General features: G+C 68.5%; 21 protein-coding genes. 11 read left to right on the forward strand and 10 right to left on the reverse strand.

Annotated elements, in window-relative coordinates:
- Positions 1-13 precede the first annotated feature (13 nt).
- The 5 genes from IQ782_RS17565 to IQ782_RS17585 all read right to left on the reverse strand — a co-directional run bounded on the left by IQ782_RS17565 (position 14) and on the right by IQ782_RS17585 (position 4,400).
- Positions 14-646 (reverse strand): LysE family translocator, encoded by a 633-nt coding sequence (locus tag IQ782_RS17565; protein WP_240989366.1) that lies wholly within the window; start codon positions 644-646, stop codon positions 14-16.
- Between the two features lie 100 nt (positions 647-746).
- Positions 747-1,511 (reverse strand): SDR family NAD(P)-dependent oxidoreductase, encoded by a 765-nt coding sequence (locus IQ782_RS17570; protein WP_194135971.1) that lies wholly within the window; start codon positions 1,509-1,511, stop codon positions 747-749.
- 10 nt (positions 1,512-1,521) lie between these two features.
- Positions 1,522-2,850, reverse strand: coding sequence for a TRAP transporter large permease (locus IQ782_RS17575; RefSeq protein WP_194135972.1), 1,329 nt, complete (start codon positions 2,848-2,850; stop codon positions 1,522-1,524).
- On the reverse strand, positions 2,843-3,331 hold the full coding sequence (locus IQ782_RS17580; protein WP_194135973.1) for a TRAP transporter small permease: 489 nt from the start codon (positions 3,329-3,331) through the stop codon (positions 2,843-2,845). The genes IQ782_RS17575 and IQ782_RS17580 overlap by 8 nt, the downstream gene beginning before the upstream one ends.
- Before the next feature lie 64 nt (positions 3,332-3,395).
- On the reverse strand, positions 3,396-4,400 hold the full coding sequence (locus IQ782_RS17585) for a DctP family TRAP transporter solute-binding subunit (RefSeq protein ID WP_194135974.1): 1,005 nt from the start codon (positions 4,398-4,400) through the stop codon (positions 3,396-3,398).
- 183 nt (positions 4,401-4,583) lie between these two features.
- Between IQ782_RS17585 and IQ782_RS17590 the strand changes: the two genes are divergently transcribed.
- The 4 genes from IQ782_RS17590 to IQ782_RS17605 are packed head-to-tail and all read left to right on the forward strand — an operon-like array spanning position 4,584 to position 9,067.
- On the forward strand, positions 4,584-5,414 hold the full coding sequence (locus IQ782_RS17590; RefSeq protein ID WP_194135975.1) for an IclR family transcriptional regulator: 831 nt from the start codon (positions 4,584-4,586) through the stop codon (positions 5,412-5,414).
- 10 nt (positions 5,415-5,424) lie between these two features.
- Positions 5,425-6,594 carry an acetyl-CoA acetyltransferase gene (locus tag IQ782_RS17595; RefSeq protein ID WP_194135976.1) on the forward strand — a complete coding sequence of 390 codons (1,170 nt, stop codon included), beginning with the start codon at positions 5,425-5,427 and terminating at the stop codon, positions 6,592-6,594.
- Positions 6,591-8,204: an acyl-CoA synthetase gene (locus tag IQ782_RS17600; protein WP_194135977.1), complete on the forward strand. Its 1,614-nt coding sequence runs from the start codon at positions 6,591-6,593 to the stop codon at positions 8,202-8,204. The genes IQ782_RS17595 and IQ782_RS17600 overlap by 4 nt, the downstream gene beginning before the upstream one ends.
- A 5-nt stretch (positions 8,205-8,209) precedes the next feature.
- Positions 8,210-9,067 (forward strand): PPC domain-containing DNA-binding protein, encoded by an 858-nt coding sequence (locus IQ782_RS17605; RefSeq protein WP_194135978.1) that lies wholly within the window; start codon positions 8,210-8,212, stop codon positions 9,065-9,067.
- A gap of 46 nt (positions 9,068-9,113) precedes the next feature.
- Here the strand turns inward: IQ782_RS17605 and IQ782_RS17610 are convergent, their stop codons facing one another.
- Positions 9,114-9,584, reverse strand: coding sequence for an Lrp/AsnC family transcriptional regulator (locus tag IQ782_RS17610; protein ID WP_194135979.1), 471 nt, complete (start codon positions 9,582-9,584; stop codon positions 9,114-9,116).
- A 127-nt stretch (positions 9,585-9,711) separates the two neighbouring features.
- Here IQ782_RS17610 and IQ782_RS17615 point away from each other — a divergent pair, with 127 nt between their 5' ends.
- The 7 genes from IQ782_RS17615 to IQ782_RS17645 all read left to right on the forward strand — a co-directional run bounded on the left by IQ782_RS17615 (position 9,712) and on the right by IQ782_RS17645 (position 14,295).
- Entirely contained in the window at positions 9,712-10,215 is a 504-nt protein-coding gene (locus IQ782_RS17615; RefSeq protein WP_194135980.1) for an RrF2 family transcriptional regulator, read from the forward strand.
- Positions 10,216-10,350: 135 nt separating this feature from the next.
- On the forward strand, positions 10,351-10,569 hold the full coding sequence (locus IQ782_RS17620) for a hypothetical protein (protein ID WP_194135981.1): 219 nt from the start codon (positions 10,351-10,353) through the stop codon (positions 10,567-10,569).
- 14 nt (positions 10,570-10,583) lie between these two features.
- Positions 10,584-11,606 carry a sulfate ABC transporter substrate-binding protein gene (locus tag IQ782_RS17625; protein ID WP_194135982.1) on the forward strand — a complete coding sequence of 341 codons (1,023 nt, stop codon included), beginning with the start codon at positions 10,584-10,586 and terminating at the stop codon, positions 11,604-11,606.
- Positions 11,607-11,611: 5 nt separating this feature from the next.
- Positions 11,612-12,439 (forward strand): sulfate ABC transporter permease subunit CysT, encoded by an 828-nt coding sequence (gene cysT / locus IQ782_RS17630; protein ID WP_194135983.1) that lies wholly within the window; start codon positions 11,612-11,614, stop codon positions 12,437-12,439.
- Positions 12,432-12,692, forward strand: coding sequence for a hypothetical protein (locus IQ782_RS17635; protein ID WP_194135984.1), 261 nt, complete (start codon positions 12,432-12,434; stop codon positions 12,690-12,692). The genes cysT and IQ782_RS17635 overlap by 8 nt, the downstream gene beginning before the upstream one ends.
- Positions 12,685-13,542 carry a sulfate ABC transporter permease subunit CysW gene (cysW, locus tag IQ782_RS17640; RefSeq protein ID WP_194135985.1) on the forward strand — a complete coding sequence of 286 codons (858 nt, stop codon included), beginning with the start codon at positions 12,685-12,687 and terminating at the stop codon, positions 13,540-13,542. The genes IQ782_RS17635 and cysW overlap by 8 nt, the downstream gene beginning before the upstream one ends.
- 12 nt (positions 13,543-13,554) lie before the next feature.
- Positions 13,555-14,295 (forward strand): sulfate/molybdate ABC transporter ATP-binding protein, encoded by a 741-nt coding sequence (locus tag IQ782_RS17645; protein WP_194135986.1) that lies wholly within the window; start codon positions 13,555-13,557, stop codon positions 14,293-14,295.
- Positions 14,296-14,348: 53 nt separating this feature from the next.
- Here the strand turns inward: IQ782_RS17645 and IQ782_RS17650 are convergent, their stop codons facing one another.
- From IQ782_RS17650 to IQ782_RS17665, 4 genes are read right to left on the reverse strand one after another with little or no spacing between them, the layout of a single operon-like run.
- Positions 14,349-15,284, reverse strand: coding sequence for an ABC transporter substrate-binding protein (locus IQ782_RS17650; protein ID WP_194135987.1), 936 nt, complete (start codon positions 15,282-15,284; stop codon positions 14,349-14,351).
- Positions 15,285-15,336: 52 nt separating this feature from the next.
- Complete coding sequence (locus tag IQ782_RS17655) at positions 15,337-16,341, reverse strand: ABC transporter permease (RefSeq protein ID WP_194135988.1); 1,005 nt, start codon at positions 16,339-16,341, stop codon at positions 15,337-15,339.
- Positions 16,338-17,843 carry a sugar ABC transporter ATP-binding protein gene (locus tag IQ782_RS17660; RefSeq protein ID WP_194135989.1) on the reverse strand — a complete coding sequence of 502 codons (1,506 nt, stop codon included), beginning with the start codon at positions 17,841-17,843 and terminating at the stop codon, positions 16,338-16,340. The genes IQ782_RS17655 and IQ782_RS17660 overlap by 4 nt, the downstream gene beginning before the upstream one ends.
- Complete coding sequence (locus IQ782_RS17665) at positions 17,836-18,960, reverse strand: Gfo/Idh/MocA family protein (RefSeq protein ID WP_194135990.1); 1,125 nt, start codon at positions 18,958-18,960, stop codon at positions 17,836-17,838. The genes IQ782_RS17660 and IQ782_RS17665 overlap by 8 nt, the downstream gene beginning before the upstream one ends.
- Position 18,961 lies beyond the last annotated feature (1 nt).

The raw sequence follows: 18,961 nt of genomic DNA on the forward strand, positions 1-18,961 counted from the left end.
GCTCGGCAGCGCCCTAGCGCCGCGCGTCGAAGGCCAGCCGGAGCGCCAGTCCGGCGAACACGCCGCCCAGCAGGTAGCGCGACAGCGCCTTCATCTTCCGACTGCCGGCCATGGCCACGCGCGCGCGGCTCGCCAGCAGGATGACGGCACCGTTCACGGCGAAGCCCACCAAGTTCAGGACCGTCGCCAGCACCATGATCTGCCCGGCGACCCAGCCCGCCTCCGGCTGCACGAACTGCGGGAAGAGCGCCAGCACGAAGATCGCCATCTTCGGGTTCAGCAGGTTGGTGAGCAGCCCCTGACGAAAGATCGTCGGCAAGGACCACCTGCGGCTTGCTGCCTCGGCCGGACGCGCCGCCTCGGTTCTTTTGGTCACGGCCTGCCACGCAAGATAGAGCAGATAGGCCGCACCGACCCATCGCACGGCCTCATAGGCTGCGGGCACCGCAAGAAAGAGCTGCGACAAGCCGAAGGCCGCTGCGATGGCGTGGCAGTAGGTTCCGGCCGCGATGCCGAGCCAAGTCGCCAGCCCGGCAACACGGCCTTCCGTCGCGCTGCGCGACGCGATGAGCAGCATGTCCGGCCCCGGCGTCGCCGCCAGGGCCAGCGCCGCCAGGAAGAAAACCGCGATCGTCGATTGCTCCATCACCCGGTCATCCCCGCAAGATGCTGGCCCATCGGTGAAGTGCTAAACCAATCGCGAAAGATGACAACACCCTGCGACCGGCGACCCGGGGGGCGTGGGATCAGCCGCGCAGCGCCGGCAGGCCGACCCCGGTCGACTGGAACCCGCCGTCCGAGGCGATGGTCTGGCCCGTCACGTAGCTGGCTTTCTCCGAACAGAGGAAGACGATCACCGAGGCGATCTCGTCCTCCGACCCGTAGCGGTTGAGCGGGATGGCGTCGTGATAGGCCGCGATGATCTCGGGCGAATGCACCGCCATGGCGAGTTTCGTGCGCACCGGGCCGGGCGCCACGCAATTGGCACGGATGCCGTATTCACCCAGTTCCGCCGCCTGCTGCTGCGTCAGCTGGATCACCCCCGCTTTCGAAGTGCCATAGGCCACCCGCAGCGTCGAGGCGCGCAGACCGGAGATCGAGGCGATGTTGACGATGGCGCCCTGCACCTCCTTCAGATGCGGGATCGCCGCCTGCGAGCAGAGGAACACCCCGTCGAGGTTGGTCGACATCACCCTGCGCCAGCGCTCGAAGGTGGTCTCTTCGATGGGGCCGAAATCGGCGACCCCGGCGTTGTTGACCAGCGCGTCGATGCGGCCGAACTTCTCGGCCACCTCGGCGATCATCGTCGCCACCTGCTCGGGCTGCGAGACGTCGCAGACCACCGGCAGCACGTCCTGCAGCTGCCCGGCTTCCGCCATCAGCGCCTCGGCGTCGCGGTCGATCATCGCCACGCGCCGCCCCTCGGCGAGGAACTGCTTGGTGGTCGCAAGGCCGATGCCGCGCGCGGCGCCGGTGACGATGGCGGTCTTCTGGGCGGTCGTGTCGGTCATGGGATGCTCCTCAGTTGGCGGGGCCGAGCAGGCCGAGGGAAAGTTGCGGGAAGGCGCCGATCACCGCCAGCCCGATCAGGCAGACCAGCAGGAAGGGCATCGCGCCACGGGCGACCCGCTCGATCGGCAGGCGGGTGACGTTGGCGGCGACGTAAAGGTTGATGCCGACCGGCGGTGTGATCAGCCCGATGGCAAGGTTGACCATCACCAGCACGCCGAACCAGACCGGATCCCAGCCCAGCTCGCGCACCACCGGCATGAAGATCGGCAGGCAGATGAACATCACGGTGACCGCGTCCATGAACATGCCCGCGATCAGCAGGATGACCATGATGACCAGCAGGATCACGCCCTCGTTGCCCGAAAGGCCAAGCAGTGCGCCCGAGTAGGTGCCGACCAGATCCTCGACCGTCACCACCCAGCCGAAGAGGCTGGCGTAGGCGACGACCAGCATCACCGTCGCCGAGGACGCGGCGGCGTTGGACAGCGAGTTGTAAAGACCCGAAAGGGTCAGCGTGCGGTAGATCAGCCCGCCGACCAGCAGCGCATAGACTGTCGCGACCAGCGCCGCCTCGGTCGGGGTGAAGACACCCGAGTAGATGCCGCCAAGGATGACGACGGGCGTCATCAGGCCCCAGAAGCTCTCCTTGAACGACAGCCACAGGCGCTGGCCGTAGGGCTTGTCGGCATGCGGCATCGGGCTCAGTTTCTCCAGCGCGGCGGCGCGACCGGACTGCGGCTTTGCGAAGGGCAGCGTCAGCAGCATCATCACGCCCATGAAAAGGCCGGGCAGGATGGCGGCAAGGAAAAGGTGCGAGATCGAGGTCTCGGCGATCACGCCATAGATGACCAGCCCGATCGACGGCGGGATGACGATCGACAGCGCCGCGCCGGTGCAGACCAGCCCCGCGGCATAGGGTTTCGGGTAACCGTCCTCTTCCATGCCCTTGATGATCATCGGCCCGATGGCGGCGACCGAGGCCGGCCCCGAGCCGCTCACCGCGCCCCAGAAGAGGCACACGGTTGTCCCTACCACACCCATGCCGCCGGGGGTTGCGCCGATCAGCACGCGGAAGAAGCGGATCATCCGCTCGGCGATGCCGAGCGAGCCCATGAGGGTGCCCGCGAGGATGAAGAAGGGGATGGCCAGCAGCGAGAACTTGGTGATGCCGGTGGCGATGAGATCGCCTGCCAGTTCAAGGCCAAAGCCGATCTGCCACATGGCGTAGATCGCCGAGAGGCCGAGCGAGAAGGCCACCGGCACGCGCAGCGCGAGCAGGATGAAGAACAGGATCACCATCTCGGTGCCCGCGGGAAGTCCGGGGAAGAGGTCAAACATCGGGGATCACCTCGTGGTCCTCGCCGGTGCGCCAGACCACCCAGGCGTGCTGCAGGTAGCGGATCAGCACCAGCGCGAAGCCGAAAGGCACGGCGGCCTGGTAGTACCACGCCGGGATCTGCAGCCCATAAGAACGCATGCCGTTGTCGATGAGGTTGGTCATCGCCTGCCAGGAGAAATACGCCGAGAGCACCAGCAAGAGCGCCGAGGCCAGCACCGAGAGCGCGAAGACGACACGGCGCGCCGGGCGCGGCAGCATGTCGTGCACCAGACCCACGGCAAGGTGCTCGCCGCGCCTTGCGGCGATGGCGGCGCCGAAGATGGTCAGCAGCAGGAAGCCGTTGGTCAGCAGCTCCTCGGTGGCGGCCAGCGAGTAATGCGTGCCGTAGCGCACCACCACATTGGCAAAGCCGAGAAAGGTCATGGCCAGGAAGAGCACCGCGCAGATGATCTTCTCGGCCTCGCGCAGGATGAAGGCCATTGCCCCTCCCAATGCTCAGAAGGACGAAAGGCGTGTCCCCGCGGGGACACGCCGTCTTGCGGGGTTACTTCGCGCCGTCGATGGCGGTCTGGAAGCTCTGCACCAGCTCGGGGCCGACCTTGGCCGCCCATTCGTCGAAGGCGGGCTTGGTGGCTTCCTTGAAGGCGGCCAGTTCCTCGGCCGACGGCTCGTAGACCTCCATGCCCTTCTCGCGCAGGAAGTCGATGCCCGTCGCGGTGGCCTCGCGGCTGATCTCGCGCTGGTAGGTCATCGCCTCCTCGGCGGCAGTCTTCAGCTTGGCCTGGGTGTCGGCGTCGTAGCTGTCCCATTTCTTCTGGCTGATGCCGATGAAGATCGGGTCATAGGAATAGTGCCAGGTCGTCAGGTATTTCTGCACCTCGTAGACCTGCTGCGGGATGATCACCGCGCCGATCGGGTTTTCCTGGCCGTCCACCACGCCCTGCTGCAGCGCGGTCATCGTCTCGCCCCACTGCATCTGCTGCGGGTTGGCGCCAAGCGCGTTCATCACGTCGATGTACATCGGGCCGGCAACGCGCATGTTGAGGCCCTTCATGTCGTCGGGGCCGTGCACCGGGCGGGTGTTGTTGGTCACCTCGCGGAAGCCGTTCTCGCCCCAGGCGAGAACGACGATGCCCTTGCCCTTGAGGATCTCTGCCAGCTTGGCGCCGGGCTCGCCCTGCGTGGTCGCGTCGACCTGCGCGTAATCGGCATAGAGGTAGGGCAGCGAGAAGGCCGCCATCTCGGGCACCAGCGGGGTCACGTTGATCGCCGAGGTCACCACGAGATCGAGCGCGCCGCGGCCGACCATCTCGGCCTGGCGCATCTGGTCGCCGCCGGCGAGCTGGGCGTTCGGGAAGACGCGCACGGTGAGATCACCGCCGGTCGCATCCGAGAGCAGCTCGGCGAACTTGTCGGCGCCCTTCTGCCAGGTGGTGGTGTCGCCGGTGTTGTGCGACAGGCGCAGGGTCTCGGCGGCGGCAGCGCCGACCATCAGCGCGCCCGCGAGCACGGTTGCGAGGGCGGTGGTGCCCAGTTTCGCGAAAGTCATTCTGTCCTCCCAGGAGTCTCGGGCCGCCCTCGGCCCCGCCCTGCGCGACCTCCCTGCCCCGCACGACGATCCACATCATGGAACAGTTTCATTGCCACGGACAAGAAGAACTTGCAATATTCCGAAAGGAACAAAATATTGCACCGCAACTTTACGAAGTCTCGTGGGAGGAGACGGGCCTGTATGGTCCATATTATGGAACACCCTAGGACAGAGAGCAGCGCCGGCAGCCTCGGCGGAAGCCAGAGCGTCGATCGCGCGCTGGCGCTGCTCGGCATGGTCGGACGCCGCCCCTCGGAGGGCGCGAGCCTCGGCGAGCTGGTGGCCGAGAGCGGGCTCAACAAGCCGACGGTGCGCCGGCTGATGCTGGCGCTGATCCGCAACGGCATGGTCGAGCAGAACGAGGCGACGCGGCGCTACTTCCTGGGCGAGGAATCCTACATTCTCGGCACCTTCGCGGCGCATCGGCACGGGCTGCTGGAGCTGTCCTTCGAGACGCTGGCGCGGCTGGCGCAGACCACCGGGGATGCCGCCTTCCTGTCGGTCCGGCGCGGCTTCTCGGCGCTCTGCCTGCACCGCGAGGAAGGCACTTATCCCATCCGCACCTATGCGTTGATGACGGGGCGGCTGCACCCTCTGGGGGTCGGCGCTGGCTCTCTGGCGATGCTCTCGGCCCTGCCCGATGCCGAGGTCGATGCCGCGCTCGCCGCCAATGCCGCGCGACTGGCGCAGGACTACCCGATGCTCCAACCCGAGGAGATTCGCACCCGCGTCGCGCAGACGCGGGAACAGGGCTACGCGCTGAATCCCGGCCTGGTGATCCCCGATTCCTGGGGCCTCGGCATCGCGCTGCGCCGCCCGGATGGCGCGCTGGCGGGGGCGCTCTCGCTCGCCGCCATCGAAAGCCGCATGCAGCAGCCGCGCCGGGAGGAGCTCGTCATGCAGCTGCGCGCGGCCGCGCAGGAGATCGAACACACGCTTGCGCAGCTCTACGCCGCGCGCACCCGCATTTGAGGAGGACATGATGAAAGACCCACAGATCGTCGGTTGGGGCCACACCCCGTTTGGCAAGTCCGAGCATCCCGACACCGAAAGCCTGATGGCCGCTGCCGTGGCCGAGGCGCTGGAGCACGCCGGGATCAGCCCCGAGGATGTCGACGGGATCTTCACCGGCGTCTTCAACAACGGCTTCTCGCAGCAGGATTTCCAGGGCGCACTGGTCGCCATGGGCGACGAACGCTTCGCCCACACCCCCGCGACGCGCTACGAGAACGCCTGCGCCACCGGCTCCGCCGCACTGCACGGGGCGATGGATTTCATCGCCGCCGGGCGCGGCCGCATCGCGCTGGTCGTCGGGGCCGAGAAGATGACCGCCACCCCCACGCCCGAGGTCGGCGACATCCTCCTCGGGGCCAGCTACTGCAAGGAAGAGGCGGGCATCAGCGGCGGCTTCGCCGGGCTCTTCGGGCAGATCGCCGGCAGCTACTTCCAGCGCTACGGCGACAAGAGCGAAGAGCTGGCGATGATCGCCGCCAAGAACCACTCCAACGGCATGGCCAACCCGCTGGCGCACATGCGCAAGGACTTCGGCACCGCCTTCTGCAACACGGTCTCGGACAAGAACCCCATTGTCGCCGGGCCGCTGCGCCGCACCGACTGCTCGCTGGTCTCCGACGGGGCGGCGGTGCTGGTGCTGGCCGATGCCGAGACCGCCGCCGGGATGCAGCGCGCCATCGCCTTCCGTGCGCGAAGCCACGTCAACGAGATCATGGCCCTGTCGCGCCGCGACGTGCTGGAGTTTGCAGGCGCCCGCCGGGCGTGGGCGCAGGCCTTCAAGACCTCGGGGCTAACCCTCGACGACCTCTCGCTGGTCGAAACCCACGACTGCTTCACCATCGCCGAGATGTTGGAATACGAGGCCATGGGACTTGCCGAGCGCGGCCAGGGTGGCCGGGTGATCCGCGAGGGCATCACCGCCAAGGACGGCAAGCTGCCGGTCAACGCCTCGGGCGGGCTGAAGTCCAAGGGCCACCCCATCGGCGCCACTGGCGTGTCGCTGCACGTCATGGCGGCGATGCAGCTTGCCGGCGACGCGGGCGAGATGCAGATCCCCGGCGCCGAGATCGCCGGCGTGTTCAACATGGGCGGCGCGGCGGTGACCAACTACGTGTCGATCCTGGAGCGGGTGAAATGACCATCGACCTCTCGGGCGGCCTGCCGCCCGTTTCGACGCGGGTGATGAACCTCGCGAACTTCCTGACCGAGAGTGCCCGCCGCCACCCCGGCGACATCGGCTTCGTCTGGGGCGCGCAGACCTGGACCTGGGCCGAGATGGAGGCGCGCTCTGCGGCCTTCGCCGCCGCGCTGTCCGGAAAGTTCGGCCTGAAGAAGGGCGACCGTCTGCTGGTCCAGTCGGCGAACAACAACCAGATGTTCGAGGCGATGTTCGCCTGCTGGCGCATCGGCGCGGTCTGGGTGCCCGCCAACTTCCGCCAGTCGCCCGAGGATATCGCCTTCCTCGCACAGAGCTCGCAGGCGAAGGGGATGCTCTGCGAGGCCACCTTCCCCGAGCACGCCGCTGCCTGCGACGGTCTCGGCTTCGTGGTCGGCATCGGCGAGGGCCTGGGAGAGAGCTACGAAAGCCTTGTCGCCGCCCACCTCGGCCAGCGCCCGCCGCAGGCCGAGGTCCAGCGCGACGATCCCTGCTGGTTCTTCTTCACCTCCGGCACCACCGGGCGGCCCAAGGCGGCGGTGCTGACCCATGGCCAGATGGCCTTTGTCGTCACCAACCACCTCTGCGACCTGATGCCCGGCACCGGGCCCGAGGATGCCTCGATCGTTGTCGCGCCGCTGTCGCATGGCGCGGGCATCCACCAACTCGCGCAGGTGGCGCATGGGGTGAAGACGATCCTGCCCGCGAGCGCGAAGTTCGACCCCGACGAGATCTGGGGGCTGGTGGCGAAGTGGAAGATCACCAACCTCTTCACCGTGCCGACCATCGTCAAGCTGCTGGTCGAGCACCCCTCGGCGCAGGCCCACGATCATTCGAGCCTGCGCTACATGATCTATGCGGGCGCGCCCATGTACCGCGCCGATCAGATCCGCGCGCTGCAGGTGCTGGGTCCGAAGCTGGTGCAGTATTTCGGCCTCGGCGAGGTCACCGGCAACATCACCGTGCTGCCGCCCGCGCATCACTCGACAGATGATAGCGCCATGCGCATCGGCTCCTGCGGCTTCGCTCGCACCGGCATGCAGGTGCAGATCCAGGATGCCGAGGGCAAGGAAGTGGCCCCCGGCGAGACCGGCGAGATCGCCGTCATCGGCCCCGCCGTCTTCGCCGGCTACTTCGACAACCCCGAGGCCAACGCCAAGAGCTTCCGGAACGGATGGTTCCTGACCGGCGATCTGGGGCACATGGACGCCGAAGGCTTCGTCTACCTGACGGGCCGCGCCTCGGACATGTACATCTCGGGCGGCTCGAACATCTACCCGCGCGAGATCGAGGAAAAAATCCTGCTCCACCCCGAGGTCTCGGAAGTCGCCGTGCTCGGCATGCCCGATCCGGTCTGGGGCGAGATCGGCGTCGCGGTCTGCGTGGCGCGCGGCGCGGGCGTCGCCCCGGACGCGCTGCTGGGCTGGCTGGCCCCGAAATTGGCCCGCTACAAGATGCCCCGGCACGTGGTGTTCTGGGACGAGATGCCGAAGAGCGCCTATGGCAAGATCACCAAGAAAATGATCCGCGAAGAGCTGATCGCGCGCGGTGATCTGCCCGAAACCGAACCAAGGGCGACCCCGGCCAGATGAGTCCCTTGCAGCTCTTGACCCATCCCGGCCCGCGCAGCGAGGCCCGCTTCACCGCCCTGCCCTGCCACGCGCAGCCGGTGGAGCTGCGGCTCGCCGCCGGGATGAGCTTCGAGAAGGCGGTGGTGCAGGGCTTCGCCGAGGCGGGCTTCACGGCGGGCTACCTCCGGCTTTCCGGGGCGCCCTGCGCGCGGCTCTCCTACGTGATCCCAGCGCCCGCGCCGGGCGATGGCCGCGCCGCCTGGTACAGCAAGACACACGTGCTCGACACCGCGGTGATCTCCGAGGCCGGGCTGCACCTTGGCATGAAGCAGGGCGCTCCCTTCCTACATTGTCACGGACTCTGGTCCGGGCCGGACGGCGCGCAGCGCATGGGGCACCTGCTGGCCCCGGACTCCGAACTGGCGCAGGAGATGACCGTGCAGGGCTGGGGCATCACCGGCGCGGCGCTCGCCGTGACCCCCGATCCAGAGACCGGCTTTGACCTCTTCGCGCCGGTGGTCCAGGGCAGCAGCGCCGGTGACGGGCTGCCTGCGCTGCTCTGCACCCTGCGCCCCAACGAGGATCCGCACGCGCTGCTCGCCGAGGCCGGCGCGCCGCTCGGCCGGGCCCGCATCGAGGGCATCGGCAGCCTCGTGCACACCAGCTTCGAAGCCAGCCAGCTCGAAAGCTATGCCACCGAGGTGTTGCTGCGCGCCGGGCGGCTGACCGGCGACAGCGTCATTCTCAACGCAGCGTCGGTGGGCTTCGACGGCGCGCCGATGGCGGGGGTGCTGCGTCCGCATGGCAACCGCATCTGCATCACCGCCGAAGTGCTGCTGATCGGTGATCAGACACGAGGCCCCCTGGGCGACAGCGCCCCATAGCCTGAGGGTCCGGCCTCCCTTTCAGGCCGTCCCCTCAGGCCGCTCCTCACGCCGACTGCGTGTCGATCGGCAGCACGGTCTCCGCCTTCAGCCGCTTCAGGGCGAAGTTCGCCGACAGGTCGCGCACCGGGATCGCCTCGGTGATCTGTCGCCGCAACCGCTCGAAATCGCCCATGTCGCGCACCACGATGCGCAGCACGTAGTCGTGGCTGCCGGCAAGCTGGTAGGCCTCCATGACCTCCGGAAGCCCCGCGACCACCTCCTCGAAGCGGCGCTGCCAGTCGGCGCTCTGCTCCGGCGCCGAGATACCGGCAAAGACGGTAAGCCCGAGCCCCAGCCGCTCGGGATCGACCAGCGCCACGCGGCCCCGGATCACCCCCGCCTTCTGCAGCTTGTGCAGGCGTTTCCAGCAGGGCGTCGGCGACAGGCCCACCATGTCGGCCAGCCGCGCCAGCGGCACCGTCGCATCGCCCATCAGCGTGGCGACGATCTTGCGGTCTATTCGGTCGAGCTCCATCCGGGCGCCTCCTGCGACTCGGGTCCTTCGCTTCAGGATGGCTCAAATTTACAATAAGTCTACTGCCATTATCGTGATTAAAGAAAGACGACTTCTCCTGCCGTGAATTTGGTGATTTAATAGCGGGATGATCACCCAGAAGACCAAATATGCTCTGAAATCGCTCATGGCGCTCGGCGCGCTCGAGCCGGGCACGCCGTTGACCATCGAGGAGGTCGCGCAACGGTCGGGTGCGCCGAAGCGCTTTCTCGAGCACATCCTGCTGGACCTGCGCAAATCGGGGTACCTCGGGGCCAAGCGCGGCCGCGCCGGCGGCTACTTCCTGATCCGCGAGCCCGCGAAGATCTCGCTCGGCGAGCTGCTGCAACAGATCGACGGTCCGATCGCGCCGCTGCCCTGCCTGTCGCGCCGCGCCTACCGCCGCTGCGAGGATTGCGACGACGAGCAAAGTTGCCAGCTGCGCCGGGTTTTCGGCGAGGTCTTCTACAGCTACCTGCTGCTGATCGAGTCGCTGACCCTTCAGGACTTGCTGAAAGATCCCGTGATGGCAGCAAAAACCTTCGGCACCGGCACGGCTGAAGCGGCGGCGCGGGAAAACGGATCATCGCGGGAGCCGGTCGCCGGAGAATAAAATTCTCCAACGGCGACGCAGAACGCTGAACCTCTTCTCTCGAAAACACGACTAAGACGGTGGATATTTAGGTCATTGGGCAATCCGCCCAGCTTCACCACCGGGCGATCCCGCCCGTCCGAAAGGAGGACCTGAATGCCGAACGCCCTTCACTCCAGTCCTGCGGGGCGGGTGCACGTGCTGCACCTCGTGGCCCGCGACACCGGCCTGCCGCTGCAGGTCGGCGGCCGCGCGCTGACCGTGCTTGCCAGCAACCCCGAGCTGGCCGCCCGCGAGATGATGCAGGGCCGCTGCCCCGCGCAATGGCGGGTCCGCGTGTCCCGGCCCGGACCCTCCCCGTCTGACACCCTCTGAGAGAGAGCTTTCCCATGACCTTTTCCTTCCTTCGCGGCTCTGCCCCCCTGCTCGCCGCGCTGCTGGCCAGCGGTGCCGTGCTGAGCCCGAGCCTTGCCGCCGCCGAGACCCGGCTGCTCAACGTCTCCTACGACCCCACGCGCGAATTCTACCGCGCCTACAACGACCTCTTTGCCGAGTGGTGGCAGGCGCAGGGCCACGAGCCCGTGACGCTCGAGCAGAGCCACGGCGGCTCCGGCGCGCAGGCCCGCGCGGTGATCGACGGGCTGGACGCGCAGGTGGTGACGCTGGCGCTGGCCTCGGACATCGACGCCATCGCCGAGCGCTCGGACGTGCTGCCCAAGGACTGGCAGGCCAGCCTGCCACACAATTCCGCGCCCTATACCTCGACCATCGTGTTCCTGGTCCGCCAGGGCAATCCCAAGGGCATCGCCGACTGGGACGACCTGATCCGCGACGACGTGCAGGTGGTCACCCCCAATCCCAAGACCTCGGGCGGAGCGCGCTGGAACTTCCTCGCCGCCTGGGGCTGGGCGCTGAACCAGCCCGGCGGCAGCGAGGACAGCGCGCGCGCCTATGTGACCGAACTTTTCAAGCACGTGCCGGTGCTGGATACCGGCGCGCGCGGGGCGACCACGACCTTCACCCGGCGCGGCGTCGGCGACGTGCTGCTGGCCTGGGAGAACGAGGCCTTCCTCGCGCTCGACGAACTTGGCGCGGATGCCTTCGAGATCGTCGTGCCCTCGGTGTCGATCCTCGCCGAGCCGCCGGTGGCGCTGGTGCCGGGCAATATCGAGGACGAGGCGCAGCGCGAGGTGGCGCAGGCCTATCTCGAGTATCTCTACAGCCCCGAGGCACAGGCGCTGGCGCTCGCCAACTACTACCGCGCCTGGGACAGCTCGCTGGCCGCGGATGACGACATCGAGCGCTTCCCCGAGCTCGAGCTGGTGACCATCGCCGAGTTCGGCGGCTGGACCGAGGCGCAGCCGCGCTTCTTCGGCGACGGCGGCATCTTCGACCAGATCATCGCGGAGTGAACGGCATGCTGCGCGTCGCCTCGCCCCTGCCCGGCTTCGGCCTTGGCATGGGGATCCTGCTCGCCGCCCTGACCGGGGTGGTGCTGCTGCCGCTCGCGGCGCTGCTCGGGCAGGGCATTCTCATGGGACCGGCGGAAATCGCCGGTCACCTCGCCCCGGCGCGGGTGCGCGCGGCGCTGCTGCTGTCGTTCCGCGCGGCGCTGGTCGCCTCGCTTTTCAACCTCGTCTTCGGCCTTGCGCTGGCCTGGGTGCTGACCCGCTACCGGTTTCCCGGCCGCCGCCTGATCGACGCGGCGGTGGACCTGCCCTTCGCGCTGCCGACGGCGGTGGCGGGGATCGCGCTCACCACGCTCTACGCGCCTAGCGGTGTCTTCGGGCAGGCGCTGGCGCCCTTCGGGATCAGCATCGCCTACACCGAGGCGGGCATTTGGCTGGCGCTGGTCTTCGTCGGGCTGCCCTTCGTGGTGCGCACCGTCCAGCCGGTGATCGACGAGATCGACCCGGAATGGGAGGAAGCCTCGGCCACGCTCGGCGCCTCGCGCCTGCGCACCCTGCGCCGCGTGGTGCTGCCGGTGCTGACACCCTCGCTGATGACCGGCTTCGCGCTGGCGCTGGCGCGCTCGGTGGGCGAGTTCGGCTCGGTCATCTTCATCGCCGGCAACCTGCCCGGCAAGACCGAGATCGCGCCGCTGCTGATCGTCATCCGGCTCGAGGAATACGACTACGACGCGGCCGCCGCCATCGGCCTCGCCATGCTCGGCATCTCTTTCGCGATGCTGCTTTTCATCAATGCGACACAAGTCTGGACCCGCAGGAGGATCGGCCATGCCTGACAAGGACACCGACACGACCGACATCACCCCCCGCGCCGGCAGCGGCTTCGCCGTCGCCGCACTCTTCGGAACGACCGGCCTCGGCGTCGCCGCGGTGCTCTGGGGCGCGGGCGCCGCGCTCTGGCTGGTCCTCGCGGCCTACCTTCTGGTGCCCGCCGCGATGCTCGCCGGGCTCTACTACGCCACCGGCCCCGCACCGCGCGCCGCCGTCCAGCCGGCCCGGCGGCTGCGCAAGGAGCGGCCCCATGCCTGACCGCGCCCTGCCACATCCGGTCACCACCGAGCCACCGGGCGCGCGCGCCCTGCTCACCCTCGCCGTGCTGGCGCTGACGCTCGTGCTGCTGATCGCGCCGCTCGCCGTGGTCTTCGCCGAGGCGCTGCGCGAGGGCCTCGGTGCCGCCCTTGCCGCGCTGACCGAGCGCGACGCCTGGTCGGCGATCCGGCTCACCCTGCTGGTCGCCGCGGTCTCGGTGCCGCTCAACGCCGCGGTCGGCCTTGCCGCCGCCTGGGCCATCGCCAAGTTCGACTTCCGCGGCAAGGCGGTGCTGATTACGCTGATCGACCTGCCCTTCTCGGTCTCGCCGGTGGTCGCGGGCCTTGCGCTGGTGCTGCTCTACGGCACCCACGGCTGGCTCGGAGCCTGGCTGCAGGCGCATGACCTCAAGATCGTCTTCGCCTTCCCGGGCCTCTTGCTGGCGACGCTCTTCATCACCTTCCCCTTCGTGGCACGCGAGCTCATCCCGGTTATGACCGAACAGGGCCGCGCCGAGGAAGAGGCCGCGCTGACCCTCGGCGCCTCGGGCTGGCACATGTTCCGCACCGTGACCCTGCCCAACGTCCGCTGGGCGCTGCTCTACGGCGTGCTGCTCTGCAACGCCCGCGCCATGGGAGAATTCGGTGCGGTGGCGGTGATCTCGGGCAAGATCCGCGGTCAGACCACCACCATGCCGATCATGATCGAGATGCTCTACAACGAGTATCTCTCGGTCGCCGCCTTCTCGATGGCGGCGCTGCTGGCGGCGCTCGCTCTGCTGACCCTTGCCCTGAAATCCCTGCTGGAATGGCGCCACGCGGACCTTCTGTCCGCCATGCGCCGTCATTGACCGGAGACCCCCATGCACATCGACATCGACGAGATCTCCAAGAGCTTCGGCACCACCACCGCGCTGCACCCGGTGTCGCTCTCGATCCCCTCGGGCGCGATGGTCTCGCTGCTGGGCCCCTCGGGCTCCGGCAAGACCACTCTGCTGCGCATCCTCGCCGGGCTCGAACAGCCAAGCGCCGGGCGGGTGCTTCTCGACGGCAGGGATGCCACCGGCACCCCGGTGCAGCAGCGCCGCACCGGCTTCGTGTTCCAGAGTTACGCGCTGTTCCGGCACATGACGGTGTTCGAGAATATCGCCTACGGGCTGCGCGCCCGGCCGCGCCGCACCCGCCCCGGCAGCGCCGAGATCACCCGCCGCGTCGAGCGCCTGCTCGAACTTATCCAGTTGCCGCAGATCGCCGCGCGCTACCCCAGCCAGCTGTCGGGCGGTCAGCGCCAGCGGGTCGCGCTGGCGCGGGCGCTCGCCACCGAGCCGCGCATGCTGCTTCTCGACGAGCCCTTCGGTGCGCTCGATGCACGGGTGCGCCGCGAGCTGCGGGCGGGTCTGCGCGAAATCCACGATGCGACCGGCCTCACCACGGTTTTCGTCACCCACGATCAGGACGAGGCGCTGACCCTGGCCGACCGGGTCGCGGTGATGTCGATGGGGCGGATCGAGCAGGTAGGGACCCCCGCCGAGATCCGCGGCCGCCCCGCCACCGATTTTGTCCGCAGCTTCATCGCGGCGGGAGCCGAGAGGCTGCCGGCCTGACAGCGCCGCCGGACAAGGGGGGCGCGGCAGCAACCGCGCCCCACCGGCCAGCCTCAGTAGGGGCTGTCCTCGAAGTAGTAATCGGCGGCGTTCTCCGGCGTGATCAGCTCCGAGGCGATGATGAACTCGCCGCTCATCGGGGCCGCGCCGGTCACGCCGACCGCGGTCATCTCGATCGCGGTCGAGATCATCGAGGGCGGATAGGTCACGTTCACCGGCACCGTGGCGTCGCCATTGCGGATGCGGTCGACCATCTCCTTCATTCCGGCGCCGCCGACGACGATCATCTCGCCGGTGCGGCCCGCCTGCTCGATGGCGGCAAGCGCGCCCACGGCCATGTCGTCATCGGCGGCCCAGACCGCGTCGATCTGCGGGAAGCGCGACAGCCAGTCCTGCATCAGCGTGAAGGCGGTGTCGCGGTTCCAGTTGCCGTGATCCATCGCCAGCACCTCGATGCCCGAGCCGTCGATGGCCTCTTCGAAGCCCGCGACGCGCTCGTTGTCGACGGTCGAGGGGATGCCGCGCATCACCACCACCTTGGCGCCGTCGTCGAGCGTGTCAGCGAAATACTGGCCCGCGGTGCGTCCGAAGCTGTCGTTGTCACCCGCCACGTAGAGCGTCTCGATGCCCTCGACCGACAGCCCGCGGTCGACCACGGTGACCCAGGTGCCGCTCTCGGCGATGCGCTGGATCGGGCCGGTCAGCGGCTCGGATTCGAAGGGCAGCACCACCAGCGCGTCGATGCCGCGGGTCGCCACCATGTCCTCGAGGTCCGAGACCTGCGTGGCGCTGTCAGGCGTCGTCGCCAGCACGAAGTCGAGGTCGGGATAGACCTCCTCGAGATGGGCGATGGTGCGCTCGGCGTGGAAGTTGAGCGCCCCGGCCCAGCCGTGCGTCGCCGCCGGGATCGAGACGCCGATGGTCTCGGCCGACAGCGGTCCGGCAAGCGCGCCGACAAGCGCGGTGGTTGCGATAAGGATCTTCGTCATCTGCATGTTCCTCCCAAAGAAAGACGACGTGGATGTCAGGCTCAGGCGTGGCTCAGCGCTCGGTGCCTCCCTTGCGCTGCAAGACCACGGCAAGGATGATCACGGCCCCCTGGATGGCGCCGTTGAGATAAGGGCTCACGAAATCGGTGAGGTTGAGCAGGTTGCCGATCAGGCTGAGGATCAGCACGCCGACGACGGTGCCCCAGACCCGGCCGAAGCCGCCCTTGAGCAGCGTGCCGCCGATGATCACCGCGGCGATCGCCTCGAGTTCCCACAGAAGGCCGGTCGAGGCCGAGGCCGAGCCGAGCCGCGGCACGTACATGACCACCGCGAAACCGACCAGCAGCCCGAGCAGCACATAGGTTGCCAGTTTCACCCGCGCGACCGGGATCGACGAATAGCGCGCGACCTTCTCGTTGGAGCCGATGGCCGCGCAGTGGCGGCCAAAGGCGGTGTGCCGCATGACGACCTCGCCCAGCACCGCGACCACCACGAAGGCGATGATCGGCCAGCTGATCCCGGCGATGCCGCCGTAGTAGACCGGCCGGTAGAGCTCGCGCATCTCGAAGCCGAGCGACAGCGTGCCGCCATCGGCGAGCCAGGTGATCAGCGAGCGGTAGATGCCCATGGTCCCGAGCGTGACGATGAAGGCCTCGATCCCCACCCGCGTGATCAGGATGCCGTTGATCAGTCCCGCCACCAGCCCGGCGACCAGCGCCAGCGCGATGCCGAGCAGGATCACCGGCAAGGAGACCCCGAGGCTTGTCGTCAGCTGGTTCATCACCAGGATCATCAGCCCCGCGACGAAGGCGGCCATCGAGCCCACCGACAGGTCGAGCCCGCCTGCGGTGATCACGAAGGTCATGCCCACGGCGATGATGCCGATGAAGGCCGAGCGCGCCAGCACGTTGGTGATATTGGCGTAGCTCAGGAAGTTGGAATTCAGCGCCATGCCGATCAGCACCAGCGCGATCAGCGCGACGATCGGCCCGATCACCTGCAGGTTCAGCCCGCCCCGTGTTCGTCCCGTGTTGTTCTGCGTCGTGGCCATGGTCATGCAGCCGCCTCTCCGTTGCTCTCCCCCAGGCCCATCGCCAGACGGACGATGGCCCCCTCGTTCACCGCATCGCCGTCAAGCGCGCCGACGATGCGCCCGGCGTGCATCACCAGCACCCGCGAGGCGAGGCCGATCAGCTCGGGCATCTCCGAAGAGATCACGATGATCGCGTGCCCCGCCGCGGCCAGCTCGGCGATCAGGGTGTAAATCTGCTGCTTGGTGCCGATGTCGATGCCGCGCGTCGGCTCGTCGATCAGGATCACCTGCGGCTCGCTCAGCAGCGTCTTGGCCAGCAGCAGCTTCTGCTGGTTGCCGCCCGAGAGGTTGCCCACCGGCATTTCACGATCCGGCGCGCGGATGGCGAAATCGGCGATCGCCTTGTCGAGCGCCGCCTCCTCGGCCCTGCGGTCGATCAGCACCCGGCCGAAGCGGTGCAGCAGCGGCAGCGTCAGGTTCTCGCGCAGGCTCTTGTCGAGCAGCAGCCCGGCGCCCTTGCGGTCCTCTGTCAGATAGACCAGTCCGCGCTCCATCGCGGTCTTCACCTGCCCGGCGGGCAGCGTCCGACCCATCAGCCGCACCTCGCCGCTGCGCGGCCGCAGCCCGGCAATCGCCTCGGCCAGTTCGGTGCGGCCCGCGCCGACCAGCCCGCCGATGCCCAGCACCTCGCCGCGGCGCAGGGTCAGGCTGGCCTCCGCGATTAGCCCGGGCACCGAGAGCCCCTCGACTTCGAGCATCACCTCATCCGCGGGCACCGCCTTGGCCGGGTAGAGATCGGACAGCTCGCGGCCAACCATCGCGGCAGCCATCTCGTCCTCGGTGATCTCCGCGACCTTCGCCGAGCGCACCATCACCCCGTCGCGCAGCACGCTGACCCGGTCGCAGATGCGCTTCACCTCGGAAAGCTTGTGCGAGGTATAAAGGATCGCCACGCCTTGTTCGCGCAGCCGCTCGATCTGCCGGAACAGGATCTCGCAATCGCGCTCGGTCAGCACGGCGGTGGGCTCGTCCATGATCAGCACCCGCAGGTCGCGCGACAGCGCCTTGGCGATCTCGACCATCTGCTTGGCGGGCACCGAAAGCCCCGCCACCCGCGCCGAGGGGTCGATGTGGCATTCGAGCTGATCGAGCAGCGCCGCCGCCCGGCCCCGCATCGCCGCGTGGTCGAGCCGCCAGCCACGCTTGAGCTCACGCCCCAGAAAGACGTTCTGATCAACGCCCAGATGCTCGGCAAGGTTGAATTCCTGGTGGATCATCACGATCCCCCGCGCCTCGGCCTCTTCGGAACTGGCAAAGGATACCGGCTGCCCCTGCCAGCGGATCTCGCCGCCCGAGGCGTCGATGTATCCGCCGAGGATCTTCATCGTGGTGGACTTGCCCGCACCGTTCTCGCCGATCAGCGCGTGGATCTCGCCGGGGCGCAGCTCGAAGTCGACGCCATGCAGCACCTCGATCGGCCCGAACGACTTGCTCACGCCATTCAGCGACAGGATCGGATCAGCCATGATGCACCTCGACCCAGGCGCTGTCGGCCCTTGCCGAGCGCAGGCAGGCATCGATGAACTCGAGCCCTTCGACCCCGTCGCGGATGCCCGGCAGCAGGGTCTGCAGCGGCGTTCCGGCCTGATAGGCGCGGATCACCTCCGCGGCCTCGGCGTAGAGGTTGGCAAACCCCTCGAGGTACCCCTCGGGATGGCCCGGCGGCACGCGGCTTCCGGCCATGGTCTGCGCCCCGCGGCGCAGCTTCTGCGCGGGCTGGCCGAAAGGCGTGAACCACAGCGTTTCCGGCGTCTCATGCGCCCATTCCAGCCCGCCCCTGTCGCCATAGACGCGCAGCTTCAGACCGTTCTCGGTGCCCGGCGCAACCTGGCTGCACCAAAGCGCGCCCTTCGCCCCCGAGGCGTAGCGCAGCATCACCTGCGCGTTGTCATCCACCCTCCGGCCGGGCACGAAGCTGGTCAGATCCGCCGCCAGCCGCTCCGGAAGCATGCCGCTGACGAAACGCGCCAGCTGGTAGGCGTGGGTGCCGATGTCGCCGATCGAGCCCCCGGCCCCGGCCCGCGCGGGATCGACCCGCCAGGCCGCCTGCTTGCTGCCACTGTCCTCGGTCAGCCAGTCCTGCGCATATTCCACCTGCACCAGGCGGATCGAGCCCAGATCGCCGCGCGCCACCATCTCGCGCGCCAGCCGCAGCTGCGGGTAGGCCGAGTAATTGTGGGTCAGCACGAAAGGCACCCCCGCCGCCTCGGCGATCGTAGCCAGCGCGCGCGCGTCCTCCAGCGTCGAGGTCATCGGCTTGTCGCAGATCACCGGAATGCCGGCCTCGAGAAAGGCCCTGGCCGCCGGGAAATGCAGGTGGTTGGGCGTGCAGATCGCCACCGCCTCGATGCCGTCCGGGCGCGCCGCCTCGGCGCGGGCCATCCCGGCGAAATCGTCATAGCTCCGCTCGGGCGGAATGCCGCAGGCGGCGGCGCTCTCGGCGTTGCGCTCCGGCGTCGAGGACAGGGCCCCCGCCACCAGCGCGAAACGGTTGTCGAGCCGCGCGGCGATGCGGTGCACCTCGCCGATCATCGCGCCCTTGCCGCCGCCGACCATGCCGAGCCTGATGGGAGTATGCGTCATC

The organism is Salipiger mangrovisoli (assembly GCF_015223355.1).
GTDB lineage: Bacteria > Pseudomonadota > Alphaproteobacteria > Rhodobacterales > Rhodobacteraceae > Salipiger > Salipiger mangrovisoli.